Raw genomic sequence first — 13,027 nt, forward strand, 5'->3', positions numbered from 1 at the left:
AAATATAAGTTGAATAAATGTATATAACTATAACTGTATATTTGCATGCTCCAATAACCTTTAAATACTACTTTTTAGTTAAAATAAAGATGGGGCTACCCCGATTGATGTGATAACATAAAAACGGGTGAAAGTATGACAGATCCAGTGGCGGTAGGAGTGGATGCAGGAACTTTGTTGTTTATGATTTTGGCAGGTATGGGACTTGTTGGAGTGGTAGCATATTCAAAATTCAACAGCTACAAAGCAAAAGAAGAAGTTAAGCATGAAATTAGGACTGATTTGTTAGATAGGGAACAAACAAAAGAAATAAAGAGAATTGAAAGAGAAATCGACGACATAAAAAGAACAAAATAAACAATTTTTAGAACGAATTGCAAGATTGGAGGCAAAAGTCGAAATGTTAGAGAAAGAAAATCAGCATTTGAGGGATTTAGTGTTTAAAAAACTTTAATTTTTCTTTATAAATTAAAATTTTTTTGGTGATAGTATGATACCAGAAAATTGGACATTTTGGGGAGTGAATGTGAAAAAAGGAGTAGCATTAGGAATTATAATATTTTTGGTTATATTTACATTTGGATTAATAATTCATCATACTTTTGGAAAAGATATACTATAAGGTGGGAGGATGACTGTATTAGACAATATGGTTAGCAAATTGTATTCAGCAGTGGTAAGAACTGTTAAAGCCAAAGAGAGTGATGATATTTACGATTTTGATGATAGTAAATTTGTTGAAAAAGTTTTCTTTTCTATTTCTAACGTAGAGGATACTGATAAAGAGAATGTTAGAATTACTATACATGCTGGAACGAGGGATAGAACATTCTTTGATGGGACTTTAACAGATTTATTAATGATTTCATACTTGCAAAACTCCAGAAATATTATTGACACAACAAATAAGACATATAAATCATTAATAGCTTTTGATTACTCAAATGATTTGTTTATGACACCATTAGCCCCTTATCTAACTCCTGTTAAAATTACGGTTTCAAATACTACTGCTAACGACCTTACAATTAAATTAGGATTTGAGGGAGTAGATAGCGAGGATGTAGTTAATACATTTAGAGAGATTTACAAAAAAGCAACAGGAAAAAGCATCATAACTGATAATGAATTAAAAACATTTATGCAACAAGAATTTAAAAAGAGAAGATTTTTAAGTAGGACTGAAACACTAACAGCTACTGAACAAGGTTTCCAAATCCCTGCAGGGGCGGGAATTTACGATAGAATAATAATTTACACCATTTCTGGAAATATAGAGCAAATTAAATTTACTGGCTTGGATACGATAATTGAAGAAAACGATATGGACACTTTAACAAGTGTTAGTTTGTTAGAAAATAACTTAAACCCCTCTTTGGCTCCATCTGATCAAATTGCGATTTTAGAGGGATTGCCTGCAAATGTTAATTATCAACTGAGAATATGGGGGGAAACAGGAACTAAATTTAAGATATTATTGGAAAAAGTGGTTTAAATGCCAACAATCTATAAATTTTTGAGAAATAGGGAATTATTGGTTTTTGGTGCAGGTCTTGGATTAGGAGCTTACTCAATGTATGAACTTTCAGATAAGTCCAATAAGATAAATAAAACAGTAGAAATGGCAATATTTTTTATTATTTTGTTAATTGTTGGCTTGTATATTGCTAAAAGAAGAAAATTGGTGAAATTATGATTGATCCTGCATTATTGAGAAGAGAAGTTATGGGGTTTAGAGGAAAGTTAGCAAATTTGATTAGAGATAACAAAAAAGTAGTATTGGCTGGTGCTGGTGGTTTAACTGCTGGATATTTGGCTAATGAAATGCTAAGTAGTGGAGAAACACAAGTATATAGGATAAAAAGAAATGACGGGACACTTATTGAAAAAATTGTAAAAAAAGAAGATGGGAGCGTTAATTATTTAGGAATTTTTTTAATAGTAGGAATTTTAGGGGCTATTTGGTATTTTTTTGTTAGAAAAAAGAAAAGCTAAATAAGGGATGATTATGGTTTTATTAAGATTGGGAAGACGATTAACAAGTGGTTATGCTAAAAAATTAGCTGAATTAAGGAATCTGTATAAATTTAGATTATCGAGAGTTGCACAAATTAGGAACGCACTATTAAAAAGAAGAGTTTCATTGTTGCAGAAAATAAGACAGCAAAGATTGGAATTAGCAGAGAGATTAAAAGCACTTAGGGAAAGACAATTACAGAGATTAGAAGCTATGAAAAATAGAGCAGTTGAAATGAGAAATTTAGTAATGCAGAGAAGAGCATCAATTCTGAATAAAATAAAACAATATAGACAATCATTAGCAGAAAAGTTAAAAGCACTTAGGGAGAAAAATCAAATGAAGATAAAAGAAATTGAAGAAGCGAGATTAAAAGAAAGAATGATGATGCAACCAAAAAAAAGTTTATTAGAAAAACTAAGTGATTTAGCAAACATCGGATTTTTGGGATTAATGGCTTATGAGATGTTTAAACCACAAGAACAAGGATTAGAAAATGGAGATTTAGGAGATTTAGGATTAGGGGATTTGGGAGCTGGAGATTTAGGAAGCTTAGGATCTGGAGATTTAGGCAGTTTGGGAGATTTAGGAAGTATGCCTACGGATAGTTTAGGAGATTTGGGAAGTTTAGGAGATTTAGGGACTGGTGATTTAGGAAATGATGAAAGTGGGGATATATTAGATGGATTAAGTAATGGAAACGATTTAGGGGATTATGGAGATAATGGTTTAGGGGACTATGGAGATTATGGTTCAGGGGACTATGGATTGGATGATGGATTATATGGACTAAATAATGGGGGAGAAGGAATTGTGGATGGAATTTCAAACAAATTAGGAATTCCTAAAGAATTTGTTTATCTGGCTATTGGAGGAGCAGTTTTAATTGGGGGTTATTACTTTGGAGTTAAAAAAGGTGGATTTAAGAAATTAAAAAAGAAAATATCAAAGTGAGATCATGTATTTTGTATATGGGGAGATAGATGATTTAGGAGCAGGGAATCAAATTTATTACGTTAATAGAACCGAAAATAAAGACAAAAATAAAAATAACGACAATAGAACAGCTATAATTATTATTTTACTACTAATAATTTTAATCGTGGTGATAGTAAATGGAATTAAAAATAATTCCAAAAAATGACCCTTACTTGTTGGATGTTGAAGTTTCTGGAAGTGAGGAAGAGCTTTTAAAGTTAGAGGAAGCATATAAAACAACTGAATTAGGTTATTTGATTTTTGATTTAGCTTTTAACAATAATAAAGCAACATTCACAATAATAAAGCAAGATTTAGATGCTGTTAAAGCTATCTTAAAAAATATTGAAAAAGAAGTAGAAGATGAGGGAGAAGATGATAGAGCTTAATATTAATGAAGAGGCATATATAAACGAGCATTTAAAAAGAAGAGGGCAAATTTTGGATAATATAGATAATGCATTATCAAATAAAGAGGTTAAAGAAATAAATGTATGGCAGGGATCTTGGAAAATAGGAAGAATGGATCAGAAAAGAAAAGGAGTTGTTGTCTGTTGCAAAAATGGAGATGTTATTGATATTAGACATTATGAAACTAAAATAAACAACAAAACAAATACAACCGTTTATGCTTCTGCAATGATAAATAAAAGATGGAGATGGCTTGGTGTAGTAAGTAATGATGAAACAGTATGTAATTTAGTTAAAAATGTTATAGAGAGGACTGAAAATTTAAAAAAAGAGCTGGATAATAAAGTAGCAATAAAAATAAAATCGAAATATGAAAGAATTGGAATAAAAAGAGGATAACGGGATAAAATGACAGGTTTCAGAGGAATAATTAGAGACATTTCAAATGTTGATTTTTATTGTGATGTAATATCAAACGAAGGAAAAAAGGAATTTACAATTAACAAACCTTTTAGGATTATACAAGTTAGTTTTTCAGGTTTTCAGGAAAATAGCCCAGTAATAGCATCTGTTTATGGTGATGAAAGATCACACGGGAATTATTATGTCTATAAAGGGACAACGGGAGAGCAATTTAAAAAATCTCCAATCCTCATAAACAAAATAGAAGTTGAAGTTATTGGACAGGTAGAAAATCCAATATTTGTTAATATCGTTTATGAAATTTTAGAAGATAACTATGGTGTATGAATATGGTTGATTGGAAGACAAAATTTATTGGAACACCAACATACAGCGATTTAAATAACTTTTTTAGCATAGACCTTAGTATAAATGAAACCAGAACTTTTGGATCTACAAATAACAATTTACAGAGATTATTCGTTGGAAATGAAATTATAGATGATAAAAACGTTAATATTGATTTTAATATTGATTTTAATCTTCCAGATTTAATAGATTTCGGTTTTAATCTCCCAGATGTAAATGCAAGAACGGGATATATTTACTTTAACTTGGAAATACAACAGTTAGGATTTAGCATGTGGAGGGGAGTTCCATACATTAGATTTCCAGACCGAAATATGATTTTTCCAAGTGGATACAGATTAAGTAATGGAAACATATATTGGGGAACTGATATAGAAGTTGGATGGATTACTTCCTTGGTGCAAAGAAGTATTAAATTAACAGGTTCAACTGAAAGGGATATTTTAGCTGAATTTGGAATTTATGATCAACAATTTATAGATTTTTTAAAAAATTTTGTTTATAATGCATATAATTTAATGAAAAAATATACAGATTGGTATAATCATTTAGCAGACAATTCAAACACGCTTTCAGTTGCTATCGCAGTTAATACTGCAAGGCAGATATTCAATGCTTTATCGCAATATAACATCCAAGGAATTGTTGATATAGCAAAACAAAAATTAGGAGATGCTTATGAGTATGTTAAAGATCCTAACGTTCTAATAAGCATAGGTTTAAATTATGCAATCGACGCTCTTGGTGATGCTATTGTTGGAGCATTAGGCCTCTCAGAAGGAATTGCAGTAATTTTAGGATTTATGCTATATTCAGCCGCGGAATCAATAATGGACGGAGTTAAAAAATGGAATGAATGGAAACAGACAAACGGAGATAATGTTGTATCTTTTGCAAAATTTTTAACCAATTATTTTAATCCCACACCTGAAAATCCCATAGATGCAGATAATTTTTGGGGAAACTGGGCTGAACATATTATTGAATCTTGCAGTGCCATTGCAAATTTTTTGGGAATATCTAAAAATAATTACACCTGGGAAGATTTTCTTAATGAAATTTCAAAACTTGCTCCACAACTTATAACTGAAGATTTAAAATTTACAGTAGATTACACATTTGAATATACATTAGTAAATTGTAATTATGGATTTGCAAAATACGACGGCTGGTTTTTCCCAAAATACCACATTTATAAAGCTTATAATTTACAACCTTCAAATTACAAACTTTGTGGAATGATACCACTACCAAATGGAGATGTTTTTTTAAGAGAAATTGAATTAACAAAAGATAACATTGATAAACTCTTTAATAAGCCAAATTTCCCTTTATTAATGCTAAAAACTTGGAAAGGCACTTATGCTTTATTAAGTCAAGTTATGGAAAATGAAGGTATCACAAAATTTGTAATTGGCTCAACTTTTCCGAGTTATTTGCAAATGAAGGCATATAATATTTTAAAAATCAGAATAGAGTAGAGGGAAAGCATGGTTAAAAAATACTATATGGGGATAGAAATAGCAAATTATTATTTAGAGAGGTTTAAAAGCAAAGAAAATTTTTTCTACCACTTAAAAAACTTCATAGAGGAAGATGTAAGGGAATGGAAGACAAAACCGCCTAAAAACATTGATGCAATTTGCAATTACGGCTGGAAAGTTTATAACTCTCTAAAAACTGTAGAAGAAAAGAAAAACTTCATTTATGCTTTATTATGTATGCCACATAGGATTTTGGAAGCATTTAGAAATATGAAACTCGTAGAAGTTAAGAAAATCCTAACAACTGTTAAAGTGAATGAAAATATCTTTAAAAACTTCTATTTGGTGTTTGATGAAGATAATTTCAGATTTCTTATTTACGATTACAATAATGAACTAATTGGGGATATTTCAAATAAAGAAAATGTTTTAGAGCTTTGTAAATACCTAAGAATTCCAATAGGTGGTGTTAATGAAAATAAACAGCAAAGTGGTGATTTTAGCGATATTATTCCTGATATTCACCATCATATGTAATCTAATGGCTGATGAAATAATAAAAGAACTGAAAAAGTGATTATTATGGAAAAATACAAATATTTAGGAAAGACAGTCAAAGATACAGGAGAAAAAGGTTTAGACAATCCATCAGAATTTAGAGGAATTCTAAAAAATATTATTTTAGATTATAGGGAAGGAAAGATTTCTAAAAAGACAGCATACGGTAGGTTATTACTATTATACCGATTAACTTATCCAAAATATAATCATAAAGTTTCAAAAGTTCCTGAAAAAACTCTGAATAAAATTAGAAAAGAAATTAAAGAAGCTTTAAAAGAAATTAAAGGTGAGAATATGACATCATCTAAAACTAAAAAAAGAACAGTTAAAAAATTCTCAAAAAAGCAGATGATAAGTTATTTAAAAAGATGGTTGAAAAATAGAGGAGTAGATCCTGATTTGGTAGATTTAGAGGCATTGGTTGATGAAAAACTTACTTATGAAGAAAATAAACAGCTTGTTTTGGAACACATTAAGCCATTACTAAAAAAAGATGAGAATGAACTTAAAAATTATGAGGATAAATCATTAAATGATTTAAAAAGACATTTATTTGATGAAGCAAGAAAAATAAATGATGAAAAACCATTAGAAGAAAGAGAGAACGATGAACAAACAAAAGCAGATGTGATTTTTGATTTAAACAATGCAAAATCAGAGGAAGAACTTTATAATATGTTTTTAACTTGGATGGAAAACTTAGACAAATTTGATGAGTTTGACATTGAAGGAGTCGATTATTTGGGTGATAACATGGCAAAGAACGAGGCAAATAAAGAGGAATTAATGAAATTAGTTAGAAAGTTTATAAAGGCAAGAATTGAGCTTGCTAACTATTTAAAACAACATAAAGTTGATGAAAATGAATTAAAAGAAATTTGGAAAGAAGTTTTAAAATTAGAAGGAAAAGATGTTGAAAAATCAGTTAAAGTTGATGAGAAAAAGAAGGCAAAGAAGAGATTAAAACCAACAGTTAATAACATTATTAAATGGATGATTAATCCTGCAAAGTATGATTTAATTGGGGTGGATGAATAAAACTCATTCAAAATCGAGAGTTGGAAGGTATTTTTTACCCTCTTTTTTGCTAACTCTTTTATTCATCTCTTTTATAGTGAGAAACTCAACAATGTCTTTTAATCCTTTTTTATTAGAATATGTTATTGAATTTATCTTATCGATTATTTTATCTGCTAATTTTTTAGCATCTTCAGCATTTTTAGAAGTTATTTTTATATCTGTCCTATAATCTGCCAATTTTCGAAGATTGTGCAATCGTTTTATATTTTCAGATATTTTTTCAAAATCATAATTATTTGTTATCTCTGCAAGTTCTTCTAAATATGTCCTAACATAAAAATGGCTCCTGGAAGAATTTAACAAATCTTGTATTAAAGGTCTCCTATCAGCTTTTAAAATTAAATCTCTAACTGTTAAAAAAATAAAGTAATAATACCTTCCTATTACTGTTCTATACCTATCTTCTGCTTTATAGTTTTTATCATCCTTTAAGACCTCTGCAATATCATAAAATCCCTTTGGATTATAATAAAATCTCCTTCTCATGTTATCTACCTAAAAATACACTACATATATATTTTTCCTTTCAGATTTTGGAAATTCTTTTCTAATTGCATCAGAAACCTCTTCAATAATCCTCAATCTATCATCACTTGACAATTTACTTAAATAATAAACACATATAGTTATTTCCTTCTCAAAGTCATCATACTCCAATCCTATCTTAAATCTAACCTTTGGATAGTGCTTTTTTAAATAGTTTTCAACAAATTCGGCAATTTTCAAAGCCCTCTTTTTATCATAGTCATTGAGCAATTTAAAGCCCTCATTTACTTCATATTTTTTTAGTTTGATTAAATCCTCAATCTCTTTTAATACTTCCTCTTTTGAAATTCCTGCTGGAAGCTCAACGGTTATCTTTGTGGGCATAACTCTCACCAAAAAGTAGTTTAATTAAATTTTTGTATTTTCATATTCTTTTGGAAGTGAGAACTCTATCATTATTTTTTCGAGATTATTTCTCTTCATAAAATCAGCTAAAATATATTTTAAAAACTCATTTTGATTTCTAAATTTAAATCCCTTCTTTTTTAACGCATTATACAGCAAATCAAGCTCGTCTTTAACATCCGCACCTATTCTTATCGTCGTCCATTCTGACATTTTATCCCTTCCGTCTTCTGAAGTATATTTATATCCAATAATAATATATATTGTATTATAAGATTTTTATCGGTGATTATCATGACATCAAAAGTTAAATTAACCTTAGAACTTCCTGCTACAATATCAAAAAAAGAGGCAATAGAGATTTTAAAAAAAGAAGCATTGAAAAAGAAATTTAAAAAGACAGAAGTGTTTGAAAAATATGCCAAAAATAAAGATATTGCTTACGAAATTGCCGATTATGTTGATAGATATTTGAAGAAATATTATAAGGACTTAAAATATGAGATTTTGTTGGATTATGATGTAGATGAGGATATAAACATAATTAGAGTTTTTGTTAAAGGTATTGATTTAGAGGAGCAGTTGCAAATTGAAGGGAAATTGGACAAGATAATAAACTCAAAATTTGAAAATGCTTCATTACACAATATTATAATTGTTGAGGGATAAAATGGAATTTAAATGTGAAGAGTTTAAGGAAATTGCTGATAAGCTTCCAAATTTTAAATCTTTTCCTAACGAAGGAAAGTATAGAACTGCTATTGGGAGATATTACTATTACACTTTTTTAACAATAAGAAATATGATTTATAGAGTAGATGAAAGAGATGAAGTTAAAAAATACTTCTTTTCTGGATTAATCCATAGTTTCATTAGGTTGTATCTTAATGAATTTTCAAAAATAATAAGGAATAGAAAATTAATAAAGGTAGCAAATAAATTGAAAAAGCTCCACGACCTTAGGAAAAAATCAGATTACAACGTTAATACTAAAATAAAAATTAAAGACAAAAAACCAGAAAAATATATTTTTAGAAATAAATAATTGATTATGTCAAAAATTACTCCTGAATTATAAATTCCAAAATTTTAAATTGATGAGTTATCGTAAACTATATATACTATATCCTCCGTATTCAAATATGCATTTTTGAGCAGGGGTAGCCAAGCCAGGCTACGGCGTGGGACTTGAGATCCCATGGGGCTTTGCCCCGCCTGGGTTCAAATCCCAGCCCCTGCGCCATACCTATTTTATCACAAAAAAGGTTAAATTACAGCTCTTTTAGGAATACACGATTTGTTGGATACATCCAACTGCTTTATAAAACCAATGGTTTTTAAAACCACTGGACTTATATGCTAATCGATTATTTTAAATAGTTGGATTTTTTTGTGTTCATACTCAACATTGTAGGTCCTCTCATGTTGAGTATTACTTTCCCGAATCAGTTTTAGAGATATACCTCTATCTTACATCAAAATTTTGTAAGAATGTAAGGTCTTCAATTTAAACTTATTTTAATTAATTGTTAATAATACATCCAAACATATCGATATAAATAAAAAAGAGTAAAGTTAATTTTGGAAATATTAAGATTAAATATTTAATTTGAACAAAAGTAATAAATAAATTTGGAATAATTAAATAAAAAAATAAAAAGTAAAAATATAAGAACAAAGAATTTTGATAAAAACATGAAGAAAACTAATGGAAATATATATGGTGAAAAAATGGGATGGAAAAATGCTCCTTCGCATATTTGTAGAGGAGGGGACTTAAGAGGTCTGGCTTTTTGTTGTCCTCCAATTAAATATTGTCCAATACATAAAGCTCTTGCAGTTCTAAAAATGACGCCAGAAGAGTTTATAAAAATAAAAGAGGAGTTTGGAAAGAAAACTAAACTTGGTTTGGGAAAAAATACCTGCTTTGGAAGTTTGGTTTGGTGTTGTAAAATAACGAAACCATGCCCTTATAGGGATTATGAGCTTGCTAAAAACAATATAAGCCCTGATGAATATATGGAATTGAAAAAACAACTTGCCGAGGAGATCATAAAAAATAGCCAATTTTTTAAAGAGGCGGTTGAGATTTTTGTCAAGAAGGGAATTCCAAAAAAATTAGCAGAAAAATGTATTTTAGAGACAGGAGATTTAAAGAAAGCTTATGAAATGGCCATAACTAAAAATAATGAAAATAGGGATGAAAAAATATAAAATGAGGACAAATGTTATATCTTTGGAATTTTATTTTCTTTAAATTCTTTAAACATTTCATATTCTTCTTTCGAGAGATCATACACATAGTATATGACATCCTCTACAATGCATAAACTTTTTAATAAACGATAGCTTTTTTCTCCATCATAATCATTTAAAAAGGCATATATTGGCTTTCCACTTTTTGAAACGATATATCCTGTCTCACTGCCCTCAATTTTTAATAGAAGGGTAGACCCACAAGATAACGCTTCCACAAGTGAAGTGTTTTTTAAAATTTTTGGAACTTTTGAAGAAATTATCTTATCAATTAGATCTTTAAATGAGTCCCAAAATACCAACATCCCATCCGGATATTTACTTATTATTTCTTCTAATTCGCTTTTTCTAATTTTTTCAATCTTTGCAATTATCTCGCTAACTGCAAACGTGGTTTTAAGTTTACTGATTGCTTTTTTTCCGTATAAAATTCTCTTACCAAAGTATATGGCAAAAATTTCTTTGTTATTTTTGTAAATTACGACACCTTTCTCATTTTTAAATCTTTTTGGAATAAATATTGCTCTAACAAATCCGTCTATATACTCAAATATATCAGAATAGGTGTTTAACACCACTCCATTTTTAGAGATTAAACTCAACTTTGAAACCTCTATAATAGAGTTCTCTGGCTTAAAATTTTTTATTGCATATCTCACTTCTTCTTCAGAACCTTTATATATTTCTATTATGAAATTATCAGGAATTTCTGAAAATATATCCTCTAAACTTTTTTCTTCATTACCAATCTTTGAACTAATTAGTTTTGAGTCAATATAATATAAAAAAGCATTATCTATTCTAATAACTCCTGTAAATTTTGACAATCCGGAAATAATCTTTTTTAAATCATCAATTCCTCCAAATTTAGAATAGATCTTCTCCATATTCTCACAGAGTTATATAAAAGACGGCGCAGGGGGGGAATCGAACCCCGAGGGCTCTCGCCCTCGACGGATCTGAAGTCCGCCCCGGGCTACCAAGCCCGGCACCCCGCGCCACGAATTATTCATAGATACATAAAATATATAAAAGTTTTTCATGGTAATTGTGATAGGTATATTAAGTTATCTAATATATGAAACTTGTTTTTAATTAAATTCAAGGTAATTGTAAAGTAAAATCTCCTTTATTTCTTTAAAATTTCAATTTAAAATGTAGAAATAATAACCTTTATATAGGAAGTTTGTGCATAACTTAATCATAATCTATAATGATCTATAATGACAGATTAGGTGAGGTTATGGATTTAAATGCCTTGATTAAAATCATTGAAAAGGTAGGAAAAATTGAGATTGAAAACATAGTTATCGATGCAGAGGAACTTATCATAAATATCCCCTCCTCCCCGCCAATAACGATACCACAAACACCAGCTCTAAAAGAAACACTTGCAGAGGAAGGATTAATAAAAATTAAAGAGGTTCCAGAGCTTGATTGGGAGCCACCAATAGAAAAATACAAGGGATACATAAGAGAAGTCCAATTTGGTAAACCAAAATCAGAGGGAGGAAGAGGAAAAGTCGTTAAAATTGGAGGGCAGAGAGCATTATATAGATTTGAAGATCCTCAACCTAATCCTCCTGTTGTAACGTTTGATATATTTGATATTCCAATGCCTGGACTTCCAAAACCGATCAGGCAGTATTTCCAGGATGTTATGGAGGATCCTTGTGAGTGGGCAAGAAAGTGTGTCAAGGACTTTGGAGCAGATATGATAACTATTCATCATATCTCCACAGATCCAAAGATTAAAGATAAAAGTCCGAAAGAGGCGGCAAAATTAATGGAAGATTTATTACAGGCAGTTGATGTTCCGTTTGTTATTGGAGGTAGTGGAAATCCTCAAAAGGATCCGTTAGTTTTAGAAGCGTGTGCGGAAGTGGCAGAGGGAGATAGATGTTTATTAGCTTCTGCAAACTTAGAACTTGATTATAAAAAAGTTGTTGATGCAGCTATGAAGTATGATCACAATGTACTGGCTTGGAGTATTATGGATCCAAACATGGCTCGTGATTTAAATAGAAAATTAATCGAGGCAGGATTAGATCCTAACAGAATAGTTATGGATCCAACAACCTGTGCACTGGGATATGGGATAGAATTCTCAATAAATGCGATGACAAGATTACGACTAAGTGGATTAAAGGGAGATGAAGTTGTTAACATGCCAATGTCTTCAGGAACAACTAACGCTAACGGAGCAAGGGAAGCGTGGATGGTAAATAAGGAATGGGGACCGAGAGAATATCGACTTCCACTTTGGGAGATAACTACGGGAATTACGATGATGCTCTGTGGAGTAGATCTCTTTATGATGCTTAATCCAATCGCTGTAAAAACATTAAAAGAGATTGGAAAAACACTAACAACAAAGCCAGGAGAAGTTAAATTAAACACAAATAACTATGAATGGATTACTTGCCCATAAGGGCTCTTTCCTCTCGCAACATCCTTAATAACAAAATAAATGATGTTTATTCTTTCGGATAACGGTTCATCAGTTTATAACACATGATATAAATTCCATAAACAATTATAAAAAATTATCATAAAATTTTTCGTAGTTTAATTTAAA

At 29.9% G+C, this 13,027-nt stretch carries 21 protein-coding genes and 2 tRNA genes; 18 read left to right on the top strand and 5 right to left on the bottom strand.

Features of this window, described 5'->3' with window-relative positions:
• The first annotated feature begins 135 nt into the window (after nt 1-135).
• The 13 genes from METVU_RS05035 (at nt 136) to METVU_RS09100 (ending at nt 7,260) form a co-directional block, all read left to right on the top strand.
• Nucleotides 136-357 (top strand): hypothetical protein, encoded by a 222-nt coding sequence (locus tag METVU_RS05035; protein WP_015733110.1) that lies wholly within the window; start codon nt 136-138, stop codon nt 355-357.
• Between the two features lie 133 nt (nt 358-490).
• Nucleotides 491-622 (top strand): hypothetical protein, encoded by a 132-nt coding sequence (locus METVU_RS09185; protein ID WP_015733111.1) that lies wholly within the window; start codon nt 491-493, stop codon nt 620-622.
• 9 nt (nt 623-631) lie between these two features.
• Nucleotides 632-1,495: a hypothetical protein gene (locus METVU_RS05040; protein WP_015733112.1), complete on the top strand. Its 864-nt coding sequence runs from the start codon at nt 632-634 to the stop codon at nt 1,493-1,495.
• A complete protein-coding gene (locus METVU_RS05045) occupies nt 1,496-1,696 on the top strand; it encodes a hypothetical protein (protein WP_015733113.1) in 201 nt (66 codons plus the stop codon). It abuts the gene before it with no gap.
• On the top strand, nt 1,693-1,995 hold the full coding sequence (locus METVU_RS05050; protein WP_015733114.1) for a hypothetical protein: 303 nt from the start codon (nt 1,693-1,695) through the stop codon (nt 1,993-1,995). The genes METVU_RS05045 and METVU_RS05050 overlap by 4 nt, the downstream gene beginning before the upstream one ends.
• Nucleotides 1,996-2,008: 13 nt before the next feature.
• Entirely contained in the window at nt 2,009-2,971 is a 963-nt protein-coding gene (locus METVU_RS09095) for a hypothetical protein (protein WP_015733115.1), read from the top strand.
• A 4-nt stretch (nt 2,972-2,975) separates the two neighbouring features.
• Nucleotides 2,976-3,161 (top strand): hypothetical protein, encoded by a 186-nt coding sequence (locus METVU_RS05060; protein ID WP_015733116.1) that lies wholly within the window; start codon nt 2,976-2,978, stop codon nt 3,159-3,161.
• A complete protein-coding gene (locus METVU_RS05065; RefSeq protein ID WP_015733117.1) occupies nt 3,133-3,384 on the top strand; it encodes a hypothetical protein in 252 nt (83 codons plus the stop codon). The genes METVU_RS05060 and METVU_RS05065 overlap by 29 nt, the downstream gene beginning before the upstream one ends.
• A complete protein-coding gene (locus METVU_RS05070; RefSeq protein ID WP_015733118.1) occupies nt 3,371-3,805 on the top strand; it encodes a hypothetical protein in 435 nt (144 codons plus the stop codon). Before METVU_RS05065 ends, METVU_RS05070 begins: the two co-directional genes overlap by 14 nt.
• A 9-nt stretch (nt 3,806-3,814) precedes the next feature.
• On the top strand, nt 3,815-4,156 hold the full coding sequence (locus tag METVU_RS05075; RefSeq protein WP_015733119.1) for a hypothetical protein: 342 nt from the start codon (nt 3,815-3,817) through the stop codon (nt 4,154-4,156).
• Between the two features lie 2 nt (nt 4,157-4,158).
• Nucleotides 4,159-5,658: a hypothetical protein gene (locus tag METVU_RS05080; RefSeq protein ID WP_048196826.1), complete on the top strand. Its 1,500-nt coding sequence runs from the start codon at nt 4,159-4,161 to the stop codon at nt 5,656-5,658.
• 9 nt (nt 5,659-5,667) lie between these two features.
• On the top strand, nt 5,668-6,198 hold the full coding sequence (locus METVU_RS05085) for a hypothetical protein (protein ID WP_015733121.1): 531 nt from the start codon (nt 5,668-5,670) through the stop codon (nt 6,196-6,198).
• A 45-nt stretch (nt 6,199-6,243) separates the two neighbouring features.
• A complete protein-coding gene (locus METVU_RS09100; RefSeq protein ID WP_015733122.1) occupies nt 6,244-7,260 on the top strand; it encodes a hypothetical protein in 1,017 nt (338 codons plus the stop codon).
• Between the two features lie 3 nt (nt 7,261-7,263).
• On the opposite strand, the gene METVU_RS05095 is transcribed toward METVU_RS09100, so the two are convergent.
• The 3 genes from METVU_RS05095 to METVU_RS05105 are packed head-to-tail and all read right to left on the bottom strand — an operon-like array spanning nt 7,264 to nt 8,406.
• The gene (locus METVU_RS05095; RefSeq protein ID WP_015733123.1) at nt 7,264-7,788 is read right to left on the bottom strand and encodes a HEPN domain-containing protein; all 525 of its coding nucleotides are present in this window, start codon (nt 7,786-7,788) and stop codon (nt 7,264-7,266) included.
• Nucleotides 7,789-7,797: 9 nt separating this feature from the next.
• Nucleotides 7,798-8,172, bottom strand: a complete 375-nt coding sequence (locus METVU_RS05100; protein WP_015733124.1) for a hypothetical protein — start codon at nt 8,170-8,172, stop codon at nt 7,798-7,800.
• Between the two features lie 24 nt (nt 8,173-8,196).
• Nucleotides 8,197-8,406, bottom strand: coding sequence for a hypothetical protein (locus METVU_RS05105; protein ID WP_015733125.1), 210 nt, complete (start codon nt 8,404-8,406; stop codon nt 8,197-8,199).
• Between the two features lie 81 nt (nt 8,407-8,487).
• Here METVU_RS05105 and METVU_RS05110 point away from each other — a divergent pair, with 81 nt between their 5' ends.
• The 4 genes from METVU_RS05110 to METVU_RS05125 all read left to right on the top strand — a co-directional run bounded on the left by METVU_RS05110 (nt 8,488) and on the right by METVU_RS05125 (nt 10,407).
• On the top strand, nt 8,488-8,862 hold the full coding sequence (locus tag METVU_RS05110) for a hypothetical protein (protein WP_015733126.1): 375 nt from the start codon (nt 8,488-8,490) through the stop codon (nt 8,860-8,862).
• Between the two features lies 1 nt (nt 8,863).
• Entirely contained in the window at nt 8,864-9,238 is a 375-nt protein-coding gene (locus METVU_RS05115) for a hypothetical protein (protein WP_015733127.1), read from the top strand.
• Between the two features lie 109 nt (nt 9,239-9,347).
• Nucleotides 9,348-9,436 (top strand) — tRNA-Ser (locus tag METVU_RS05120).
• A 488-nt stretch (nt 9,437-9,924) separates the two neighbouring features.
• Entirely contained in the window at nt 9,925-10,407 is a 483-nt protein-coding gene (locus METVU_RS05125; protein WP_015733128.1) for a methanogenesis marker 9 domain-containing protein, read from the top strand.
• Nucleotides 10,408-10,421: 14 nt separating this feature from the next.
• Here the strand turns inward: METVU_RS05125 and METVU_RS05130 are convergent, their stop codons facing one another.
• Nucleotides 10,422-11,336, bottom strand: coding sequence for a hypothetical protein (locus tag METVU_RS05130; protein ID WP_015733129.1), 915 nt, complete (start codon nt 11,334-11,336; stop codon nt 10,422-10,424).
• A 24-nt stretch (nt 11,337-11,360) separates the two neighbouring features.
• A tRNA-Sec gene (locus METVU_RS05135) sits at nt 11,361-11,449 on the bottom strand.
• 213 nt (nt 11,450-11,662) lie between these two features.
• Between METVU_RS05135 and cdhD the strand changes: the two genes are divergently transcribed.
• The gene (gene cdhD, locus METVU_RS05140; protein WP_015733130.1) at nt 11,663-12,880 is read left to right on the top strand and encodes a CO dehydrogenase/acetyl-CoA synthase subunit delta; all 1,218 of its coding nucleotides are present in this window, start codon (nt 11,663-11,665) and stop codon (nt 12,878-12,880) included.
• Nucleotides 12,881-13,027 lie beyond the last annotated feature (147 nt).

The organism is Methanocaldococcus vulcanius M7, from assembly GCF_000024625.1.
GTDB lineage: Archaea > AGJL01 > Methanococci > Methanococcales > Methanocaldococcaceae > Methanocaldococcus > Methanocaldococcus vulcanius.

Coding starts and splice junctions, on each gene's coding strand:
- METVU_RS05035 (WP_015733110.1), top strand. CDS start 136: ATGACAGATCCAGTGGCGGTAGGAGTGGATGCAGGAACTTTGTTGTTT.
- METVU_RS09185 (WP_015733111.1), top strand. CDS start 491: ATGATACCAGAAAATTGGACATTTTGGGGAGTGAATGTGAAAAAAGGA.
- METVU_RS05040 (WP_015733112.1), top strand. CDS start 632: ATGACTGTATTAGACAATATGGTTAGCAAATTGTATTCAGCAGTGGTA.
- METVU_RS05045 (WP_015733113.1), top strand. CDS start 1,496: ATGCCAACAATCTATAAATTTTTGAGAAATAGGGAATTATTGGTTTTT.
- METVU_RS05050 (WP_015733114.1), top strand. CDS start 1,693: ATGATTGATCCTGCATTATTGAGAAGAGAAGTTATGGGGTTTAGAGGA.
- METVU_RS09095 (WP_015733115.1), top strand. CDS start 2,009: ATGGTTTTATTAAGATTGGGAAGACGATTAACAAGTGGTTATGCTAAA.
- METVU_RS05060 (WP_015733116.1), top strand. CDS start 2,976: ATGTATTTTGTATATGGGGAGATAGATGATTTAGGAGCAGGGAATCAA.
- METVU_RS05065 (WP_015733117.1), top strand. CDS start 3,133: ATGGAATTAAAAATAATTCCAAAAAATGACCCTTACTTGTTGGATGTT.
- METVU_RS05070 (WP_015733118.1), top strand. CDS start 3,371: ATGATAGAGCTTAATATTAATGAAGAGGCATATATAAACGAGCATTTA.
- METVU_RS05075 (WP_015733119.1), top strand. CDS start 3,815: ATGACAGGTTTCAGAGGAATAATTAGAGACATTTCAAATGTTGATTTT.
- METVU_RS05080 (WP_048196826.1), top strand. CDS start 4,159: ATGGTTGATTGGAAGACAAAATTTATTGGAACACCAACATACAGCGAT.
- METVU_RS05085 (WP_015733121.1), top strand. CDS start 5,668: ATGGTTAAAAAATACTATATGGGGATAGAAATAGCAAATTATTATTTA.
- METVU_RS09100 (WP_015733122.1), top strand. CDS start 6,244: ATGGAAAAATACAAATATTTAGGAAAGACAGTCAAAGATACAGGAGAA.
- METVU_RS05095 (WP_015733123.1), bottom strand. CDS start 7,788: ATGAGAAGGAGATTTTATTATAATCCAAAGGGATTTTATGATATTGCA.
- METVU_RS05100 (WP_015733124.1), bottom strand. CDS start 8,172: ATGCCCACAAAGATAACCGTTGAGCTTCCAGCAGGAATTTCAAAAGAG.
- METVU_RS05105 (WP_015733125.1), bottom strand. CDS start 8,406: ATGTCAGAATGGACGACGATAAGAATAGGTGCGGATGTTAAAGACGAG.
- METVU_RS05110 (WP_015733126.1), top strand. CDS start 8,488: ATGACATCAAAAGTTAAATTAACCTTAGAACTTCCTGCTACAATATCA.
- METVU_RS05115 (WP_015733127.1), top strand. CDS start 8,864: ATGGAATTTAAATGTGAAGAGTTTAAGGAAATTGCTGATAAGCTTCCA.
- METVU_RS05125 (WP_015733128.1), top strand. CDS start 9,925: ATGGGATGGAAAAATGCTCCTTCGCATATTTGTAGAGGAGGGGACTTA.
- METVU_RS05130 (WP_015733129.1), bottom strand. CDS start 11,336: ATGGAGAAGATCTATTCTAAATTTGGAGGAATTGATGATTTAAAAAAG.
- cdhD (WP_015733130.1), top strand. CDS start 11,663: ATGATCTATAATGACAGATTAGGTGAGGTTATGGATTTAAATGCCTTG.